This is a genomic window from uncultured Gardnerella sp., assembly GCF_947280595.1.
Taxonomy (GTDB): Bacteria; Actinomycetota; Actinomycetes; order Actinomycetales; family Bifidobacteriaceae; genus Bifidobacterium; species Bifidobacterium vaginale_A.
In genome coordinates, this window is the sequence record NZ_CAMYOS010000003.1 from 1 (window position 1) to 16,169 (window position 16,169).

Consider the following 16,169-nt stretch of genomic DNA (forward strand, 5'->3'; position numbering starts at 1 on the left):
CGCATTATTCTTTTAACGGGGAGTCACTTGACTCCCCGTTTTCTTATATTACTTTAAACACTATTAGTCTTTACTACTTTAAACACTTTATGGTTTAGCTGTTTAAACACTCTTAACACTATTACTTTAAACACTTTATGGTTTACTATTAACCCCTATAACCCCTATTATTTAAACACTTTGGGGAATAACCCGGAATAGCCCGCTTTTTAACCTGAAAGTAATAGGTTACAAGGGATTTACAAGGGATTGTAAGCAAAAAAGTAGAGTTTAATGTTATAAACCAAAGTTCATAAAATAAAAAAATAAAAACCTCACAATTAAAAGCCAAAACAATGAACACGTTATAAGCACTCGAAACGCTAGTCTTAGAAACGCTAGTCTTCGCTTATAACACGTTTTATAGACCGGCTTATAAGTTAAGCACGGTTTATAAGTTAAATTAAAAACCCTGGGGCTTTAGTCCCAGGGTTTCTAACTAAAAGAGAAGAAGAAAATTAAATTATATTAAACACAACTCAAAACCATTAAACTCAATGATTTAAATCCTATTAAAAATAAAACCACACTATCCTGAACAAAAGAATACCAAACCCTTAAAAAACCCTGAAAAAACAACGTTAATTATCTAAGATTCTTATTTTTTATATTTTATATTATTTCTTACTTATATATTTAAAGCATGAGAACAGTTATAACGTTTGCTAATCGTAAATAAAGCGATAATTGCGTGTAAATAACGCCACATTGCGAGTAAAGATTGCTACCACACTAAAATGAGCTGAAGTAGACGAGAATAACGAATAGATCGCGCGATAACGTTTGCTAATCGTAAATAGGGAAGTTGTGATTACATGTGTGAGAATTTGTTATTAAGTACACTCGTATGATTTTGCGATTGATTGATAGTGTAATAATTTATGATTGATTGAATAATGATTTGTAATTTAGTGTGTATGATTTTGCGAGTAATGATCTTAAATTTTGGTAATTCTCTAATTTGCCGTATGCTTGAACTATGCCTGAAGATATTTCGTCTAATTGTGAAGCTCAGAAGTCAGCTTACGATGGTGTGAAGCCCGAAGAAAATCACTCAAATAGAGGGCTTTGCTGTGAGTCTAATGGTGAGCATTTGCATGCAAATAGTGAACTTTGCAATGAACCTTCGCATGCGAATAGAGAATGTGTGCTTAGTGAAGACGTAGATAGTAGATATGGCGAATGTGATTTGCTTAATGTTGGTGTGAATGCAAATTTGAATATTGCTAATGATTCTAAACTTTATGAGAGCCGTGTTGATGAAAATGATTTTGCATGTAGTCGCGTTAGTGAAAATGATTCAGATGAAGTAAACGTTGTAAAAAGTAGTGTTGAAAGTTCTACTACTCATGATGTTGTAAAGTCTAATGTTAAGTTACCTTTATCTATTTCAGCGCGACTGGGTCAATTGCAATTCCATCTTTCTGGAAAGTTTCGTGTGCTTCAGTGTGCTGATATACAAGAAAATTCTAAAGTTTCAAAAGATACTATTCGTCTTATTGAAGCTGCTTGTGATGAGGCTAGACCAGATATAGTTATTTTCACTGGAAATCAGATTGCGGGATATGATAAAGATTTTTCTAATACTTTTACGCGCCGTCGTTGGGAACATAATTTAGATTTTTCAGATTCTGATTTAGAAGATACGCGTGAAAAAATTCGCAAGCATATAAGTAGCGTTGTAAAACCCTTGGAAGATAGGGGGATTCCGTGGGTTGTAACTTATGGAAATCATGACAATCAGTGTGGTTTGAGCAATGCACAATTAGATGATTTATATAGAGAATTTTCAGGTTGTTTAAATCATAGCGGAAATATTTCCGATAGAATGGAATATGAAGATAAAAATTGTGATTTTAGTGAAGAATCTGCCTTTAAATCTGTAAAAGTACAACATGCAAAAGGTGTACAACGCGTGCATGGAATATTGCCTAATCAAGTGATTTTTCCTTGTGAACCTGGTACTTTAGCTTTGCCTGTAAAAGACTGTAAGAATAAAGATATAGTGTTTTCTTTAGTGTTAGTGGATTCTGGTGACTATTCTCGCGCGGGTGGTTATGGTGAGCCATCTAAAATAGCTCTCGATTTTTTGAGCAAAATTTCTAGCTTTTTGCCTGCAAGGTTTTGTGTATTCCAGCATTTTGCTCTTAAGCAATATTACGATTTGCTTAGAGAAGTACCTAAGAAAAATGCAAGTGCTGAGCGTGCGATAGAAGGGTATCGTGCTTTTAGTGGAAAATACTATGTGTTAGATGAGTCTAAAGTTTTATCTGATTGTTATCTGAGTGAAGGCGTAAGCTGTCCAGATCTAGATAGTGGTGAATTTGCTATTTTGCGTAAAAATGGCACGTTTTCTATTGCTTCTGGGCATGATCACCGTAATTCTTTTGCAGGTAGAGAGAAGTCACATAATATGCTGCTTGTTTCTACTCCAACTTGTGGATTTGCTTCTTATGGCCCTGAGCCTTATAAGCGTGGTATTCGTCTTTTTGAATTTGATATACGTCATCCATTTGAACCTCGTACTCAGATGCTTGAGTTTGGTAAATTAGTTGGTAAGCCATCATCTCGTAAAGCCTATACTTATGGTCTAACTGCAGAATCTGAACACAATCTTCCTGAAGTTGATTTATTGCGCAAGCCGTCTATATTTACGCGTTTAATTCATAGATTACGTAAAAGGTGATTTGTTTTAGTTTTTGTTTTAGTTTTTGTTTTAGTTTTAGTTTTTGTTTTAGTGCTTTATTGATTAGATTTGCTGATTTGCTTTAATTTTTAGTGCTTATTGCTGTCGTGCGAGAGTTTCGCGCGTTTGTATACGTATTTCATACGCGCATTTTGTACGCGCGTTTTGAAAGTCTGTTTCGTGGGTAAGTCTTTCGCTATTATATATATAGTATTTTGAGTGCGCTGCAATTTTCATGCAAAATGTGAGTTTTCTTGTCAGCGATTGCTTATGGAAGTTTTGACTATGCACGCGCGTAAACGAAAGAGGTAAATGTGTTTGCACAGAGCGTAGCTGATACTAGCGATAATAACGCATTAGATGTGTTACATGTTGAAGGTGGTAAGCCCTTAAATGGCACTATTAAGGTACGTGGTGCGAAAAATTTCGTCAGTAAGGCAATGGTTGCGGCACTGCTTGCTGCTGAAAAATCTACATTAAAAAATGTTCCCGAAATTCGCGATGTGCATGTTGTTTCAGATTTATTGCGTTTGCATGGTGTTAATGTTGATGTAAATGTTTCTGATGGTATTGTTGAAATTGATGCTGCAAAAGTTCAATTAGCAGACGTTGCAGATGTTGACACTCTTTCAGGCTCTTCTCGTATTCCAATACTTTTCTCTGGTCCATTGTTACATCGTTTAGGGGAAGCTTTTATACCTGCATTAGGCGGTTGTAATATTGGTGGACGCCCTATTGATTTTCATTTAGAAACCTTGAGAAAATTGGGCGCTAATGTAGATAAAGATCACGAGGATGGCATACATATAACTGCTCCTTACGGTTTGCATGGAACTAAAATTCATTTGCCTTATCCGTCTGTTGGTGCAACTGAGCAAACATTATTAGCAGCTGTTTTAGCTGAAGGACGCACTGAAGTTTCTGGAGCTGCAATTGAACCTGAAATTATGGATTTGGTTGCTGTATTACAAAAAATGGGCGCTATTATTTCGGTTGATGTTGACAGGACTTTCCGTATTGAAGGCGTTGAAGAGCTGCATGGATATACTCACACTGCTTTAACTGATCGTATTGAGGCTGCATCGTGGGCTTCTGCTGCATTAGCAACTCATGGAGATGTGTTTATTAAAGGTGCAACTCAGCCTGAAATGATGACTTTCCTGAATGTTTTTCGTAAAGTTGGCGGTCGTTTTGATGTTACTGATCAAGGCATTCGTTTTTGGCATCCGGGCGGTGACTTGCAACCTGTTGCGATTGAAACAGATGTGCACCCTGGTTTTATGACTGATTGGCAGCAGCCTTTGGTTGTGGCTCTTACTCAAGCAAAAGGTTTGAGTATTGTGCATGAAACAGTGTATGAAAACAGGTTTGGTTTTACTAAGCCTTTGGTTGATATGGGTGCAAAAGTTCAGCTTTATAGAGAATGTTTAGGATCTTTGCCGTGTCGTTTCCAGCAGCGTAATTATAAGCATTCTGCTGTGATTTTTGGACCTACTCCTTTAACTGGTCAAGATATTGATGTTCCTGATTTGCGTGGTGGCTTTAGTCATTTGATTGCTGCATTGACTGCTAAAGGTCCGTCTAATGTACACGGAATTTCGTTGATTGATCGCGGTTATGCTGATTTTCGTGGCAAGCTGCTTGCTTTAGGTGCAAATATTGATTAGCTATTAGTTTGTTAGTTTTTTAAGCTGCTAAATCTTAGTTTTTTAAGTGGCTAAAGCGATGTTTGTCTATTAAAGCGTCATATGTTTCTGTGTGTTATAGTTTTCTAGGTGTTTTAGAGCGTTCGCAAGATTCTTGTGAACGCTTTTTGTTTTACATTAGTGTTAGATTTTGTAATATTTAGTTTGTTTATGTAATAAAAATGTTGTGTTAAACTTTCGACCACATTGGCGGAAAAAGCTTGGCTTAGTAAAAAATCTTCATTAAAGTAATATTCACATTGAAGTGTAGCTGCTTTAAATAATTGTTTTTAGAGTAAAAAGTTTGCGTATTTGGTTTTATAGTTTTTTTTTTATTTGAGAGTAGATGTTATTTGGAAGCGTACATAACAATATGCGAATTGCTGAAAATTGGGGGAATAATGAATTGCGTAGGTGGTAGATACCAGCTACTTGGCGAGTTGGGGCGAGGTTGCACGTCTATAGTGTATCTCGCTGTAGATAATGTATTGCAATGCAAATGGACTGTGAAAGAAGTTGTTCTTGAACAGTCTAATCAGTCTGCAGATGTATTGAAACAGGCATTGCGTGCAGAAATCGCTATTCTTAATCGCTGTGATAACCCGTATATACCACGTATTGTCAATTATTTTGAAGAAGGGAATCGTGCTTACATAGTTCGTGATTATGTTCAAGGAAATCCACTTTCTTATATAGTTTCTAAGAATGGTGCTCAAAATATTAAATTTGTGATCCGTATTGGTATTGAATTATGTGAAATATTAAAGTATTTGCATAATTTGCATCCTGCTGTTGTTTATGGTGATATGAAGCCATCGAATGTGATGATAAATCATGATGGTCACGTAAAACTTATAGATTTTGGTGCTGCTCAAGAATTGCGTACAATTCAGCGAGAAAACTTAATGAATAGTAGTAACGTGACTTTTGGAACTAAAAGTTTTGCTGCTCCTGAACAATTTTCTAATTTAGGATTAGTAAGTGTTCAATCAGATATTTATTCTCTTTCTGCAACTTTAGCTTATGCGCTTTTTGGTAGAAAAGTTAATGGGAAGATTGATTTTTCGCGATTTTGCACCGTAGATGATTGTAATGAATTAGACTTTTGCTCTACATCCGGTGTTCCTAGTGTTCTGGGTGTCTCTAGTTCTCGTAGCGTATCTAATGCGTGTGAAACATCTAGCATGTTTCGTGATGGCAATTATAAGCGAGTGAGCGCTTTAGATAGAGATGGCTATGCGGATGATAAAAATAATTTTTGTCGAAAGTCTAATGATGGATTTGATGAAAGTTTGTTATTAAATAATTATGTAATGGCAAAATTATGTAGTGTTATAGCTCGCGGTATGTGCATAAAACCAGAGAACAGATATAAATCTTGCGATTCCATGATGGAAGATTTGCTAAATTTGCAAGAATTATTGATCAAAAATAAATATTGCAATAAAAATATGAAAATTGCTGAATCTCGTGATTGTGGATTGCATGGTTGTAAATCTCTGGATTGCGAATCGTCATCTTGCGAATCGCGTGATAGCAAATTGCGTGATTGTGAATCTAGCGATTGTAAATCGTATTCCGGAAAATCTAAGTCAGATAGTTCAGTTGCTAGTAATTTAGATCTTGAAAAATCAAATTATATTGAGTTAAATTCTCTTGAATCTGGTGTTCGTGAATCTCGTGATTGTGAATCTGGTGTTCGTGAATCATCATCTCATGAATCTGGTATCGATAATTCAAGTTTTAGTCAGTTTGATAGAAAGTCTAATAGAGTTAAGAAATCATTTGTTAGTAGAAGAGAAATTAGGGCTAGAAAACGTAGACATTTTGCTTATGTTTTAGTTCTAGCGATTTCTGGGTTATTGTGTTTTGTGCTTAGTCCAGTAAGTTTTGCTGTTTCTCAGCGTGTTCGTAATGAGAATTATGACAGAAATATTCGCAATTGTTCTTTAGCATTGGATTCTGAAAATGCTGAAATGTATTGCGAGCGTGCAATAAGTGATGAGTCTATGCCTATGACACCTTTATTGCAATTATTGAAATATCACTGTAGAGATTTTCGTTGGGATTCTCGCGAAAGGCGCGTATTTAATAAATTGCTTTCGAAATATGATTCTAGATTGCGTAGTCAAAGTGAATTGTGGTCTAAGCTTTCTTTTGAGATTGGTAAAGCGTATTGGTTTTATGCTTTTGATTTTACTAAATCAGAAAATGTTGGGAATAATTCACTCTTAATTGATAGAAATGATAAATTGAAGAATTCTTCATCTCAAGATGATGCTTTAGAAAATGAGTATGTTGAATATGTTCATGAAGCATTAGATTGGTTTGATAAAGCATCGCATGATGTTAGTTATCAGCAGCATGAGCTTATTTCGTTATATAAATCTGTTGCTAGTGCATATTTTAAGATAATACAAAATTCTCAAGTTGATTCTAAAGAAGATAGTGCTATTGGAGATAAAAATGTTGGAAATTCTGATAAAAGTTTTAGCGATAATGAGAAAGAGAGTAATAGTGTAAAAGATGTTTATACGGATTCGTATTATCGCAATTTTTGTATGAATCTTCTCGACTTTCTTGAAGTAAATCGTAATAGCAGTAATGAAGTTGTTCGTATTGGTAGTGCAGAAGTTGCATTAGATAGTGCTCAATTCTTGGAGAAAAAATTAAGTTCTGAAGAAGATAGTAATTCTATAGAAAAGCTTTATAATCTTTCGCTTGATATAGCTAAATCAACTAAGACTACAAGTTATGTAACAGAATCACGTAAAAAACAATTGCTTAGTGTTTTTGAACTTTTTGAAAGTAGCAAGAATGTTAATCACGATGTAGTAAAAGGGATTCTTATTAAAAAAGAAGATTTGAGTTCAAATAAATATGCGAATACTGGTGGAGTAATTATCAATGATGACAGTAAAGATTCTGAGAAAGATTCTGAGAAAGGAGATAATAAAGCATCGCGTAAAGCATTTGGTAAAGGCTCTAAGAAGGGAAAATAAGGAAAGAAAGTAAGGAAATTGAATGAAGTTAAAGAAAGAAAAAGTTAGCTAAGGAGGGAAGTTAAGTGGGGGTGTGTTAAGTGGGGGTGTGTTAAGTGGGGGTGTGTTAAGTAGGGATGTGTTAAGAAAGTTAAGAACTTTAAGAAGGGAGTTAAGAAGGGAGTTAAGAAGGGAGTTGAGAAGGAAATTTAAGAAAGGAGGTTAAGAAATTTAAGAAGGAAGATTTGAAACCTGAAAATAAAGGATCTTGCAGAAAAGAGATAAAAATCATTTGTGAGCCTAGAAAAGATGGGAGGCGTGGATAGTGATGAAATAAATGAAGATAAAGAAAATCTTAATAATATTTCTGAAGGAACGAATTGGAGTAGTACGCGAGTTGAATACAACAAAAATATAAAAAGAAAAATAAATGAATTAGATTTCTTCATAAAATTTAGTTCATTTGCATGAGTTTCGGGGGATTTATGACAGCTGGAATGTGGAGCATGCTGGGGTATTTTTTGCTAATAATTGGAGCTTTACTATGCTTTAGTGCAATTATTGTGTCAAAAATCATAAAGATAAAACGTGCGATTAGATATATAAGTTCGTTTTTATACACTTCTGCAAGACATAGTCATAAATCATCTTTAAATTCTAGAAAGCTTTTTCTTCGTTGTAAGTCGAATCTTGCAGGTTCATGTTTGATTGATAAGGGTTCTGCTGATAAGGGTTCTGCTGATACGTATTCAGTTGATACGTCTTTGGCTGATGTAAATCATGCTGTAAGTATAAGGCATATGAATCGCAAGAATAGAGTTAATAATTTAACTAGTATGAATCGCGCGAATTATATGAGTGACGTAAACAAGTCGAATATAGTTACTTCAAAATCTCGTTCTGCTTGTGCTAAAAAGCGTTTGCGTGCTCTTGTTTGAGTGCGCTATTCGAATGATTGTATAGAAAATATCACTATTTATTGGGGGAAATGTGATGATGAGAAAGTTGAGTAAGCATACTTTTTATGGAAAATCATCGCTAAGGAGATGGGTTTATGCTGCTATAGTTTGCGTTGTTATTATGTCTTGGATATGCATTGGTAGTGAAAATATTGCATCGCTTGTATATAATACAAAATCTTCTTCTGCTATGGCAACAGAATCTGTTTCTTCTGGGACAATTGGCGAATATATTGATTCGAGTTCGATTTCGAGTTCAATTGAAGAAATGCAACCTAGTATGCTTGGATTGCGTTATATTCATGTTAAGAATGTTGATTTTTGTGGAGAAAATTCAACTGAGATATTGAATAAAGGAGCTTTCGCGTTTGCGCATGCGTCTGTTCGCTTAAAAGTCAATATTGATGGTTTTACTCGTGCTTTTGCAAAACGTTTGCAAAAATTACGTGTAAGTATACAAAAATATAAAGTTACAGGTGATTCTCGCATTCTTGAGCCAACAAAATTATTGTCAGAAAGCGTTGATGTTCATTATAGGGAAGATCCTCAAACGAAGAGTCTGACTTTAGATGCTCCAACTAGTTATACAATCAATTTAACTCTTAGTGGTGAAGGTGTATACGATATTGGAACGTTAAAAGTACGCGCAATTGCTCTTAAAAGCATACCAAAAGCAAATAGATACTTCACTAATAGTAGCTTTGTGAAAAATTCTTATGAGAATACTAATAGTTCCATAATTGATTCTATACAAAATCCTACTGGTGTTCGTTTCATAGTAATCGACAACACGCGTCCTTCTATGAAAGTTATGTATGAAGATAAAAAAGATGGTAATACTAAGTATTTTAATCATCATCGAATCGCGCATATAACTGTTAAAGATGCGAATTTTTCTTTAATGAAACTATTGCAAAATGATGCAATAGCTCGTACAGATGATGAAAAATCTCAAGTTATTATTAGTGCATCTGATTTTATAAAAGATAATAAATCTAGTGAAATATGGCATTCTACTTTGAACTACGATGATGGCGATTGGCGTGTGATTTACAGAGTAACTGACATGTCTGGTAATAAATCGGAGTATGTAAAAAATTCATTTATTGTTGATACTAAAGATCCTAATGTTGAAATTTCTGATATTGCGAGCAATAAAACTTACGAAGTAGAAAATTCTGGTTTTCCATTTAAAGCGATTGTTCGCGATAATATGCGATTGAAGTCTTTTCTTATGCGCGTTAACGGAAAAGTGGTTATAAAGTGGAATTCTAGTTCTAAATCTGAAAGTAATAATATTAACTCTGATTCTGAAGATTCTAGTTATTCTAATGGCGTTGTAGTAAAAAATGTTTCAGATTCAGAAAAGTTATTAACTTACACGTTAGAACCTTCCGAAAAGCTATACGATGTTTATGTTGAAACTACGGATTTTGTTGGTCGTACTGTGTTCCAGAAAATTGAAAATGTTAGAGTTAAATCGCGTTCTAACAATAGTTCAAATTCTGATAGTAACAAAGTTGTGAACGATTCTTATGATAGTGAATCATCTTTTGATAAACTTTACAATATTGTGCGTGGAATTATTAAAATTCCAGTTTCTACAGATAAACCAATAACTAATACTGATCAAGAGAATCAAAATTCTGTAAATTCTGGGAATTTAGGTAAACAAAAGCCTGCTTCAAGTGAAAAATCTTCTAAAAAATTATCTCATCATTCTATAAGTCCGAAGAAAATACTTTCTAACAATGGTAATAGTGTAGATAATTCACATTTGAAGAATCAAAAGACTTCGCTTAAAACTAAAGATCCGTCCAAGAGTCAAGGACCAAATGAAAAAGATTCATTAAAAAGTGGAGGAGATAGCAAAGCTCACAATTCAGATTCAAATGATGAATCTTATGGTCCAATAGATAAGAAAAACTCAAAAAATAAAAATGTAAGCGAGAATGAGAATAGTATTTTGAGTAGCTCTTATAGGTTGCATCCGAGGTGGAAAGCAATATTAAAAGAACGTAATCGAGTTATATCGCATGACTTAGCTGATGCTATACATTTGCATAGTTCTAAAAATGTTAGTAATGGGAATGATAAGAATAGCAGACATAATGCTGATGTTGCTCACTCTCGTTTTAGTGATAAAACATATGATTCGCAAAATAAATTGCGAAATAAGAGTAAAGATGCTAATAAAAATGACAAAGATTTGGTTAGTGGAAATATGAAGAAGAATGAATCTAGTGGAGATGATAGCGAGGATAGTTATAAAAAAGATTCTAATGATGATTCTGAGGAATTGTTAGATAAAGACACGCAAAAACTTATTTCTGACGCAAAATCGGATTCGCATTCTAATGATTCTAATAATTCTAATAATTCTATGATTATTTTGCTAACAATTGGAGTAGTAATTATTAGCATCGTTTCTGTGTTGGTAGTTGGATATGTTGTTTATAAACGTAATGGAGGAATTTTTATGAAACACTAATTTCATGTATTACTGTTCCTTACTTGCGCTCGCAACTCTCTTGAGCGTCAAGCATAAGTATTGTGCTTAAACTCTAGAGAGTTGTTGTTTAGTGTTTAAATATTTCTATTTAATATGACTATAGTTTGCTTGTGCTGTGAAGGACAGTTGATGTTTAGTTACTTTAGCATGTTGATGTTTAATTACTTTTAAGCGTTGGCTTTTAGTTACTTTAGAATGCTTGCGTTTAATTACTTTTAAGCGTTGGCTTTAATGAATAGTCACTGTTAAAAAATATGAGTTAAGAAAGCTAGTTAGTTAAGAAAGCTAGTTATTTAGTGCGTCACGTATTCTTCCAATAGTAATTGCTGTTTGCAAAACGTACGCTTCACGCGGATCTGTGGCGTCCCAACCAGTTGTTTGTGCTACTTTTCTTAAACGATATCTCACTGTATTTGGATGAACATTAAGCTCATGTGCAGTTTGATCTAATGCTCCGCCAAATCTTAGGAACATATCTACAGTAGGAAGAGTTGGATCATCTGTGCTGTAAGGCGCTAAGCTTTGATAAACAGATTTATATAGAGTTTCTATTGCAGATGAATCTCCAATGAGCGCTCTTTCTGGAAGAACGTCATCTGTGTGAATAATATTTGGCAAATGATTAACAGCTGGTGCTACTGCAAGAGATGCTAAAGTAGCTGTGATTGCGTCCGCAACTTGATTTACGTTTTGAGCTATTCTACTAACTGCAATCGGCTTTTTAGAAGGAGCAAATAACTGACATAGTTTTTCTAAAGCTTGATCAGATGGATCTTCTCGAATTGCGAGAATAATAATATGAGATGGAGCTGAAAAACTTGAAGTTCGCGTAGCTGAACTAATATTCCATGCATGTGCTATGCGCTCTATTGCATCATTTTGAACGCTTTCAACTATTGCATCATAAGCATTACAAGATCCTAACATTGGCCAAACTGCTCTTCGCAATGAGTCAGTGTTGTTTGCGAATTCATGTGTAGCAATATGCCTTGTTGGACCATTATCTTTATGCTTTATTGCCCCATATGTTCCTGCAATAACAATAATTTTAGGATTATTTTGCCATTGTAAAAGATGCATCAATGCGCTTACTCTCTGATCTGCAATTCCATTCATAAGGCAAGTTGCAATAAGAGTGTGTAAACGAAGTCGTGTTGTTGAATCAAAAACTTTTCCATCGCGATTATCGTAAATACCAAATTGTTGTTCGCATATTGGTGCTGTTGGCAATACAGTGAAATGTGGAGTTTCGCTGTTTGTATTATTTTGAGTTTTTTGAGTTTTTTGTGAATTTCTAGATCCAAAATGCCAAAGACGATGCTTATGTTTTTTTGTATAATCTTCAGAAGGTTCTGTGTTTTCTATTTGCGAATCTTTTTGTTGTGTATTTTTGTAGTTTTTATGTTCAGATTCATCAAATGTTGTTTCTTTTAAAGAAGATGAAGAAGAAGATGATTCAGATTCAGATGATGAAGACGAATTTTCTAAAAGTTGCGTTTCAATATTGTTTGAATAAATACTACTTCCATCTGCTTTAATGCCTGTAAGCAAAGAAAGAAAATCAAAGTCATTTTTAATAGATTTAGGTACGGAACTTCTAGGAGAGCTTGAGTCGCTTTGCGCAATTCTCTGGCTGTTCTCATCTTGAGAATCATGGCTATCAGTCGAAATTGCATCAATCATTGCACACCTTGTTATTTGTAGTAAGCATAGAAGTTTCTTCTATTTTATTCACATTCATGCCATTTTCTTTTTCAATCGGCATTTTGTTTTCTTCTAATAATTTTTTAGTATTTAGTTCAATAGATTTCTGCTCTTTGCTAGATTTGCTAGATTTGCTAAATTTATTAGATTTACTAGATTTTGATTCGTTATTGCTGAGTTGTGATTCTTTACTAGATTTACTAGGTTTCGGCTCTTTGCTAGATTGTGATTCATTCCAGAAAGTTAAAGCTGTAAACCAAAAAACAAAAGTTATAGGTAACATGTGTCTTTCAAAATTATTTGCTGGAGCTAGCATCATAACTCCAACTAAAAGCGCTAAAGGTATGTGTAAAGCAACTGTTTTCCATCGTTTACAAATAATTTCAGCTGCTCCAATCAGCAAAGTTGCAATAACATAAGTATTTCCGTGAATTAGCCAACCTAATTCAGTATTATCACTGAAATCGCTTGCGTTCCTATAAACTTTATTTCTCCAATCAGGCATCCAATAGCGAATCCAAGTTGAATTTTGAATATTATCTGTGTTTATATAATATTCAGGACCAACATAAGGTTTATCTGTTATATCAAAGTACCCATAAGTTTTAGCCAAAAATGCGTCTATTGCTGTGAGCGGACTGTTTTTAACAATCAGCCACCATGCTCGATTAAACTTTTGTAAATCTTTTTTAGTTACGTAACGCCATCTATAACTTACTTTTTTTGATTGTAGCCCAGAAGATTTAACAGGATCTGCGTCTTGCGGATTGTATGTTTCTGCAGTCTGATCTAGGTTGAAAATCGGCTCTATATCTTTTCTAGCTTCGTACGGAATGCTTTTTGGATTTAATCTTGCGGTTCTAGCTATTTGTTGAAGTTGTAATCCTTTGCTTTCAATAGGATCTCCACTTATAATTACTCCGTTGTGTATGAGCAATGAGATTGATCCGTGAATAGCAATAATTGGAAGAAGTATGCAACAAACCCATATGCACCAACGTTTTCTTTCGCTTATAAGTAATATTACGAATTGAATTATTAAAATGTACCATGCATATTTTGCTGCTATTAGCATTACGCATACAGATATAATCAGCTCAAATATTGTGTGGTATCGATAATTTTTATTTCGAAGTTCATATAGTGTTCCAAACCACCACACGAATGCGAACGCGAATAATGGTGATTTCGTTAAAGATATAGTGCTGAAAGTTACTAGTGGGCTAAATAAGAATGTAATAAGTATTGCTAATCTAATAAAAACGGGTGTGCTTGTTGTGTTCGATGAGATTGGTGTGCTCTGTGTGCTAGTTGCGTCATCTGCGATCGTTTCGCTTGTTTCGCACACCGTACTAGTTCCACCAGTTTCGCTAGATGTAATGCATGTTTGTTTTATGTCTTTTATGCTGTTATTCCATGGTTGATTCAGAAATCTATTTGCGCTCGCTGAACAGCACCATATTGCGAATAAAAATTGAAGTGCTGCTAATAAAACAATTCCAGCATCATTTGAATTTGTAAAATATCTAGAAACTGCAGTAACTGATCCGTAAATAACAGTAAGAACAATATTATGTTGATCAGTTAAATATGTTGGGTTTTTGGGCCATAAATAATGTGCAGTTGGATAAATATCTGCAGGCACAAAGCTAAAGAATCCAATATAAGGTTGTTTTAATCCTGTAACTTGATTCCAAGCCCAGCTATATTCTCTTATTTGTGAGCAGATGTCAGCTCCGTAAGCAGCCAAAAGCGTTACTGGAATCCATAGCCATCCTATAAATAGCGTAATCATAATATTTCTACGCGTTCGTGTCATGTGTATTATGCACGCGCGCGCGAATTTATATAAGATTTTGAATAGATTATTTAAAGCTTTTGTGAATGTGTGTAAAAACGTTAAAAAACGTTGTGAATTTTTATGCGAGAATTTCGATACTATTTTTAATACAAAAGATTTTATGTGCTTTAATAAGAGTAAAAATTTGTGAGAAAATCGAATAATATGATTTGGCAAATGAGAAGTTTTACCAAAATGAACTATTACGCAAAGTATAAAATAATACAAAGCGAAAGAAATAACAAAAATTAAGAAATGTTGTAAACGGAAATTTGCGATAGAAGCGAAAACTAAATCGTCATTATGTGATATGTACTTATAATCTTGTGATCGGAAAATAGGTCCGATGCTTGTACATAAAGCGAACCATGCGCATAGTAGGACCATAAAAATATGGATTGCTATTGCTTGCGCAATTTTTATAGCGCTTTTGCTATGCGTGGAAGTGTTTTTCATATTCTACCTATGCTAGTAATAAAAACTACTTTATTAGCTTACATCTTTTACTTACTAAATTGTGTGTTTGTGTTTTTTAAATATTTGCGTGAATCGTGTTTGTGATTATTTTTGTGATTATTTTTCGTGATTATTTTTTGTGATTGCAATGTTCGTGATTGTGTTTATGCATTTGCTTTTTCAACTGTATGATTGTTCTTATTTTTGTTGATTTTGTAAATTTTATACAATCATAATTTAGCAATTTAATAAATATATAACTGTCAATATTTCATATAATAAATATTATGAATATTCCTATTTTTTCAGATGAAACGAAATTGCCTTCTAAAGCAGATTATGAAGTTTTGCCTTTGACTAAAAGGCAAGCAGATGGATTAGTTTACGTATCTTGCACTGATTCTACTCAAAATATTGCAAGAAATATGATTAAGAATGGCGATATTTGTGCTAGTAAAGATGGGAAATTACCTGTTTATGCAATAGTTGCAGATGATCAAACAGCAGGTAGAGGTCGTCTTGGACGCAAATGGGTTAGTAGACCTGGAGAAAGTTTTCTAGTTTCTTTCGTTGTTTTATTGCCTAAAAATATAGTAATGGACGCGAGTAGGAATGGATGGCTTCCAATAATTGCAGGTCTTTGCGCGAGGGATTCTTTACTTGAAACTTTTAGCGAATATAAAAGTAAAGCGATTCACGGTGATGAATGTACTTTGAAACTTAAATGGCCAAATGATATATTTTTGCATGATTGTAAAGAAGGCGGAATATTAACTGAACTAGTTTCTTCGACTGACAATAATTATATTGGAGTAGTTTTTGGAATTGGATTGAATTTGCATGTTCCGCAATTTGTTTTGCCTATAAAAATGGCAACTTCTTTGCAAATGCATATGACTTCTTTGCCTGAATCTTTAAAATTGCGAGATTTTATTGCTTCTCATATTGTTAGCGCTTTGCGTTTGCGATTAAGTGATTTTATAGAAAAATATCCAAATAACTATGATGATTTGCTTAGCGAATTTACTAAAGTTTGTTGGACGCTTGATCGTTTTGTTAGCGTGCATCCTGTTAATGGTAACGCTATTAAAGGTTTAGCGTTTAGAATTGGCGAAGATGCTTCGATTGCGATTCGAGAAGATTCTGGTAACGAAGTAGTTGTTAAAAGCGGAGATGTGCATGCTGTTGCGTATGAGAGTGAAGACTTGCTTTAGAGTTTAGTGCTTAGCATCCAAGCTTTTAGTGTTTAGAGTTTATGGTTTTTAGAGTTTAGATCTTAGAGTTTGGATCTTATAGTTTAGATCTTA

8 protein-coding genes and 1 pseudogene are annotated in these 16,169 nt (G+C 34.0%); 7 read left to right on the top strand and 2 right to left on the bottom strand.

Going from position 1 to position 16,169, the window contains the following annotated elements:
• The first annotated feature begins 1,426 nt into the window (after positions 1–1,426).
• The 6 genes from Q0X59_RS01560 (at position 1,427) to Q0X59_RS01585 (ending at position 10,841) form a co-directional block, all read left to right on the top strand.
• Positions 1,427–2,725, top strand: coding sequence for a metallophosphoesterase (locus tag Q0X59_RS01560; protein ID WP_297642816.1), 1,299 nt, complete (start codon positions 1,427–1,429; stop codon positions 2,723–2,725).
• 314 nt (positions 2,726–3,039) lie between these two features.
• On the top strand, positions 3,040–4,392 hold the full coding sequence (murA, locus tag Q0X59_RS01565; protein ID WP_075523476.1) for a UDP-N-acetylglucosamine 1-carboxyvinyltransferase: 1,353 nt from the start codon (positions 3,040–3,042) through the stop codon (positions 4,390–4,392).
• 419 nt (positions 4,393–4,811) lie between these two features.
• Positions 4,812–7,412 (top strand): serine/threonine-protein kinase, encoded by a 2,601-nt coding sequence (locus tag Q0X59_RS01570; protein ID WP_297642711.1) that lies wholly within the window; start codon positions 4,812–4,814, stop codon positions 7,410–7,412.
• A gap of 273 nt (positions 7,413–7,685) precedes the next feature.
• Entirely contained in the window at positions 7,686–7,862 is a 177-nt protein-coding gene (locus Q0X59_RS01575; protein ID WP_297642714.1) for a hypothetical protein, read from the top strand.
• Between the two features lie 14 nt (positions 7,863–7,876).
• Complete coding sequence (locus Q0X59_RS01580) at positions 7,877–8,329, top strand: hypothetical protein (protein ID WP_297642715.1); 453 nt, start codon at positions 7,877–7,879, stop codon at positions 8,327–8,329.
• A gap of 55 nt (positions 8,330–8,384) precedes the next feature.
• Positions 8,385–10,841 (top strand): hypothetical protein, encoded by a 2,457-nt coding sequence (locus Q0X59_RS01585; protein ID WP_297642717.1) that lies wholly within the window; start codon positions 8,385–8,387, stop codon positions 10,839–10,841.
• Between the two features lie 306 nt (positions 10,842–11,147).
• Here the strand turns inward: Q0X59_RS01585 and Q0X59_RS01590 are convergent, their stop codons facing one another.
• Together Q0X59_RS01590 and Q0X59_RS01595 are read right to left on the bottom strand one after the other, a co-directional pair.
• The gene (locus Q0X59_RS01590; RefSeq protein WP_075523480.1) at positions 11,148–12,545 is read right to left on the bottom strand and encodes a helix-turn-helix domain-containing protein; all 1,398 of its coding nucleotides are present in this window, start codon (positions 12,543–12,545) and stop codon (positions 11,148–11,150) included.
• Between the two features lie 238 nt (positions 12,546–12,783).
• Positions 12,784–14,862 (bottom strand): annotated as a pseudogene (locus Q0X59_RS01595) (DUF6020 family protein); the annotation flags it as partial.
• 287 nt (positions 14,863–15,149) lie between these two features.
• Here Q0X59_RS01595 and Q0X59_RS01600 point away from each other — a divergent pair.
• The gene (locus tag Q0X59_RS01600; RefSeq protein WP_297642719.1) at positions 15,150–16,076 is read left to right on the top strand and encodes a biotin--[acetyl-CoA-carboxylase] ligase; all 927 of its coding nucleotides are present in this window, start codon (positions 15,150–15,152) and stop codon (positions 16,074–16,076) included.
• Positions 16,077–16,169 lie beyond the last annotated feature (93 nt).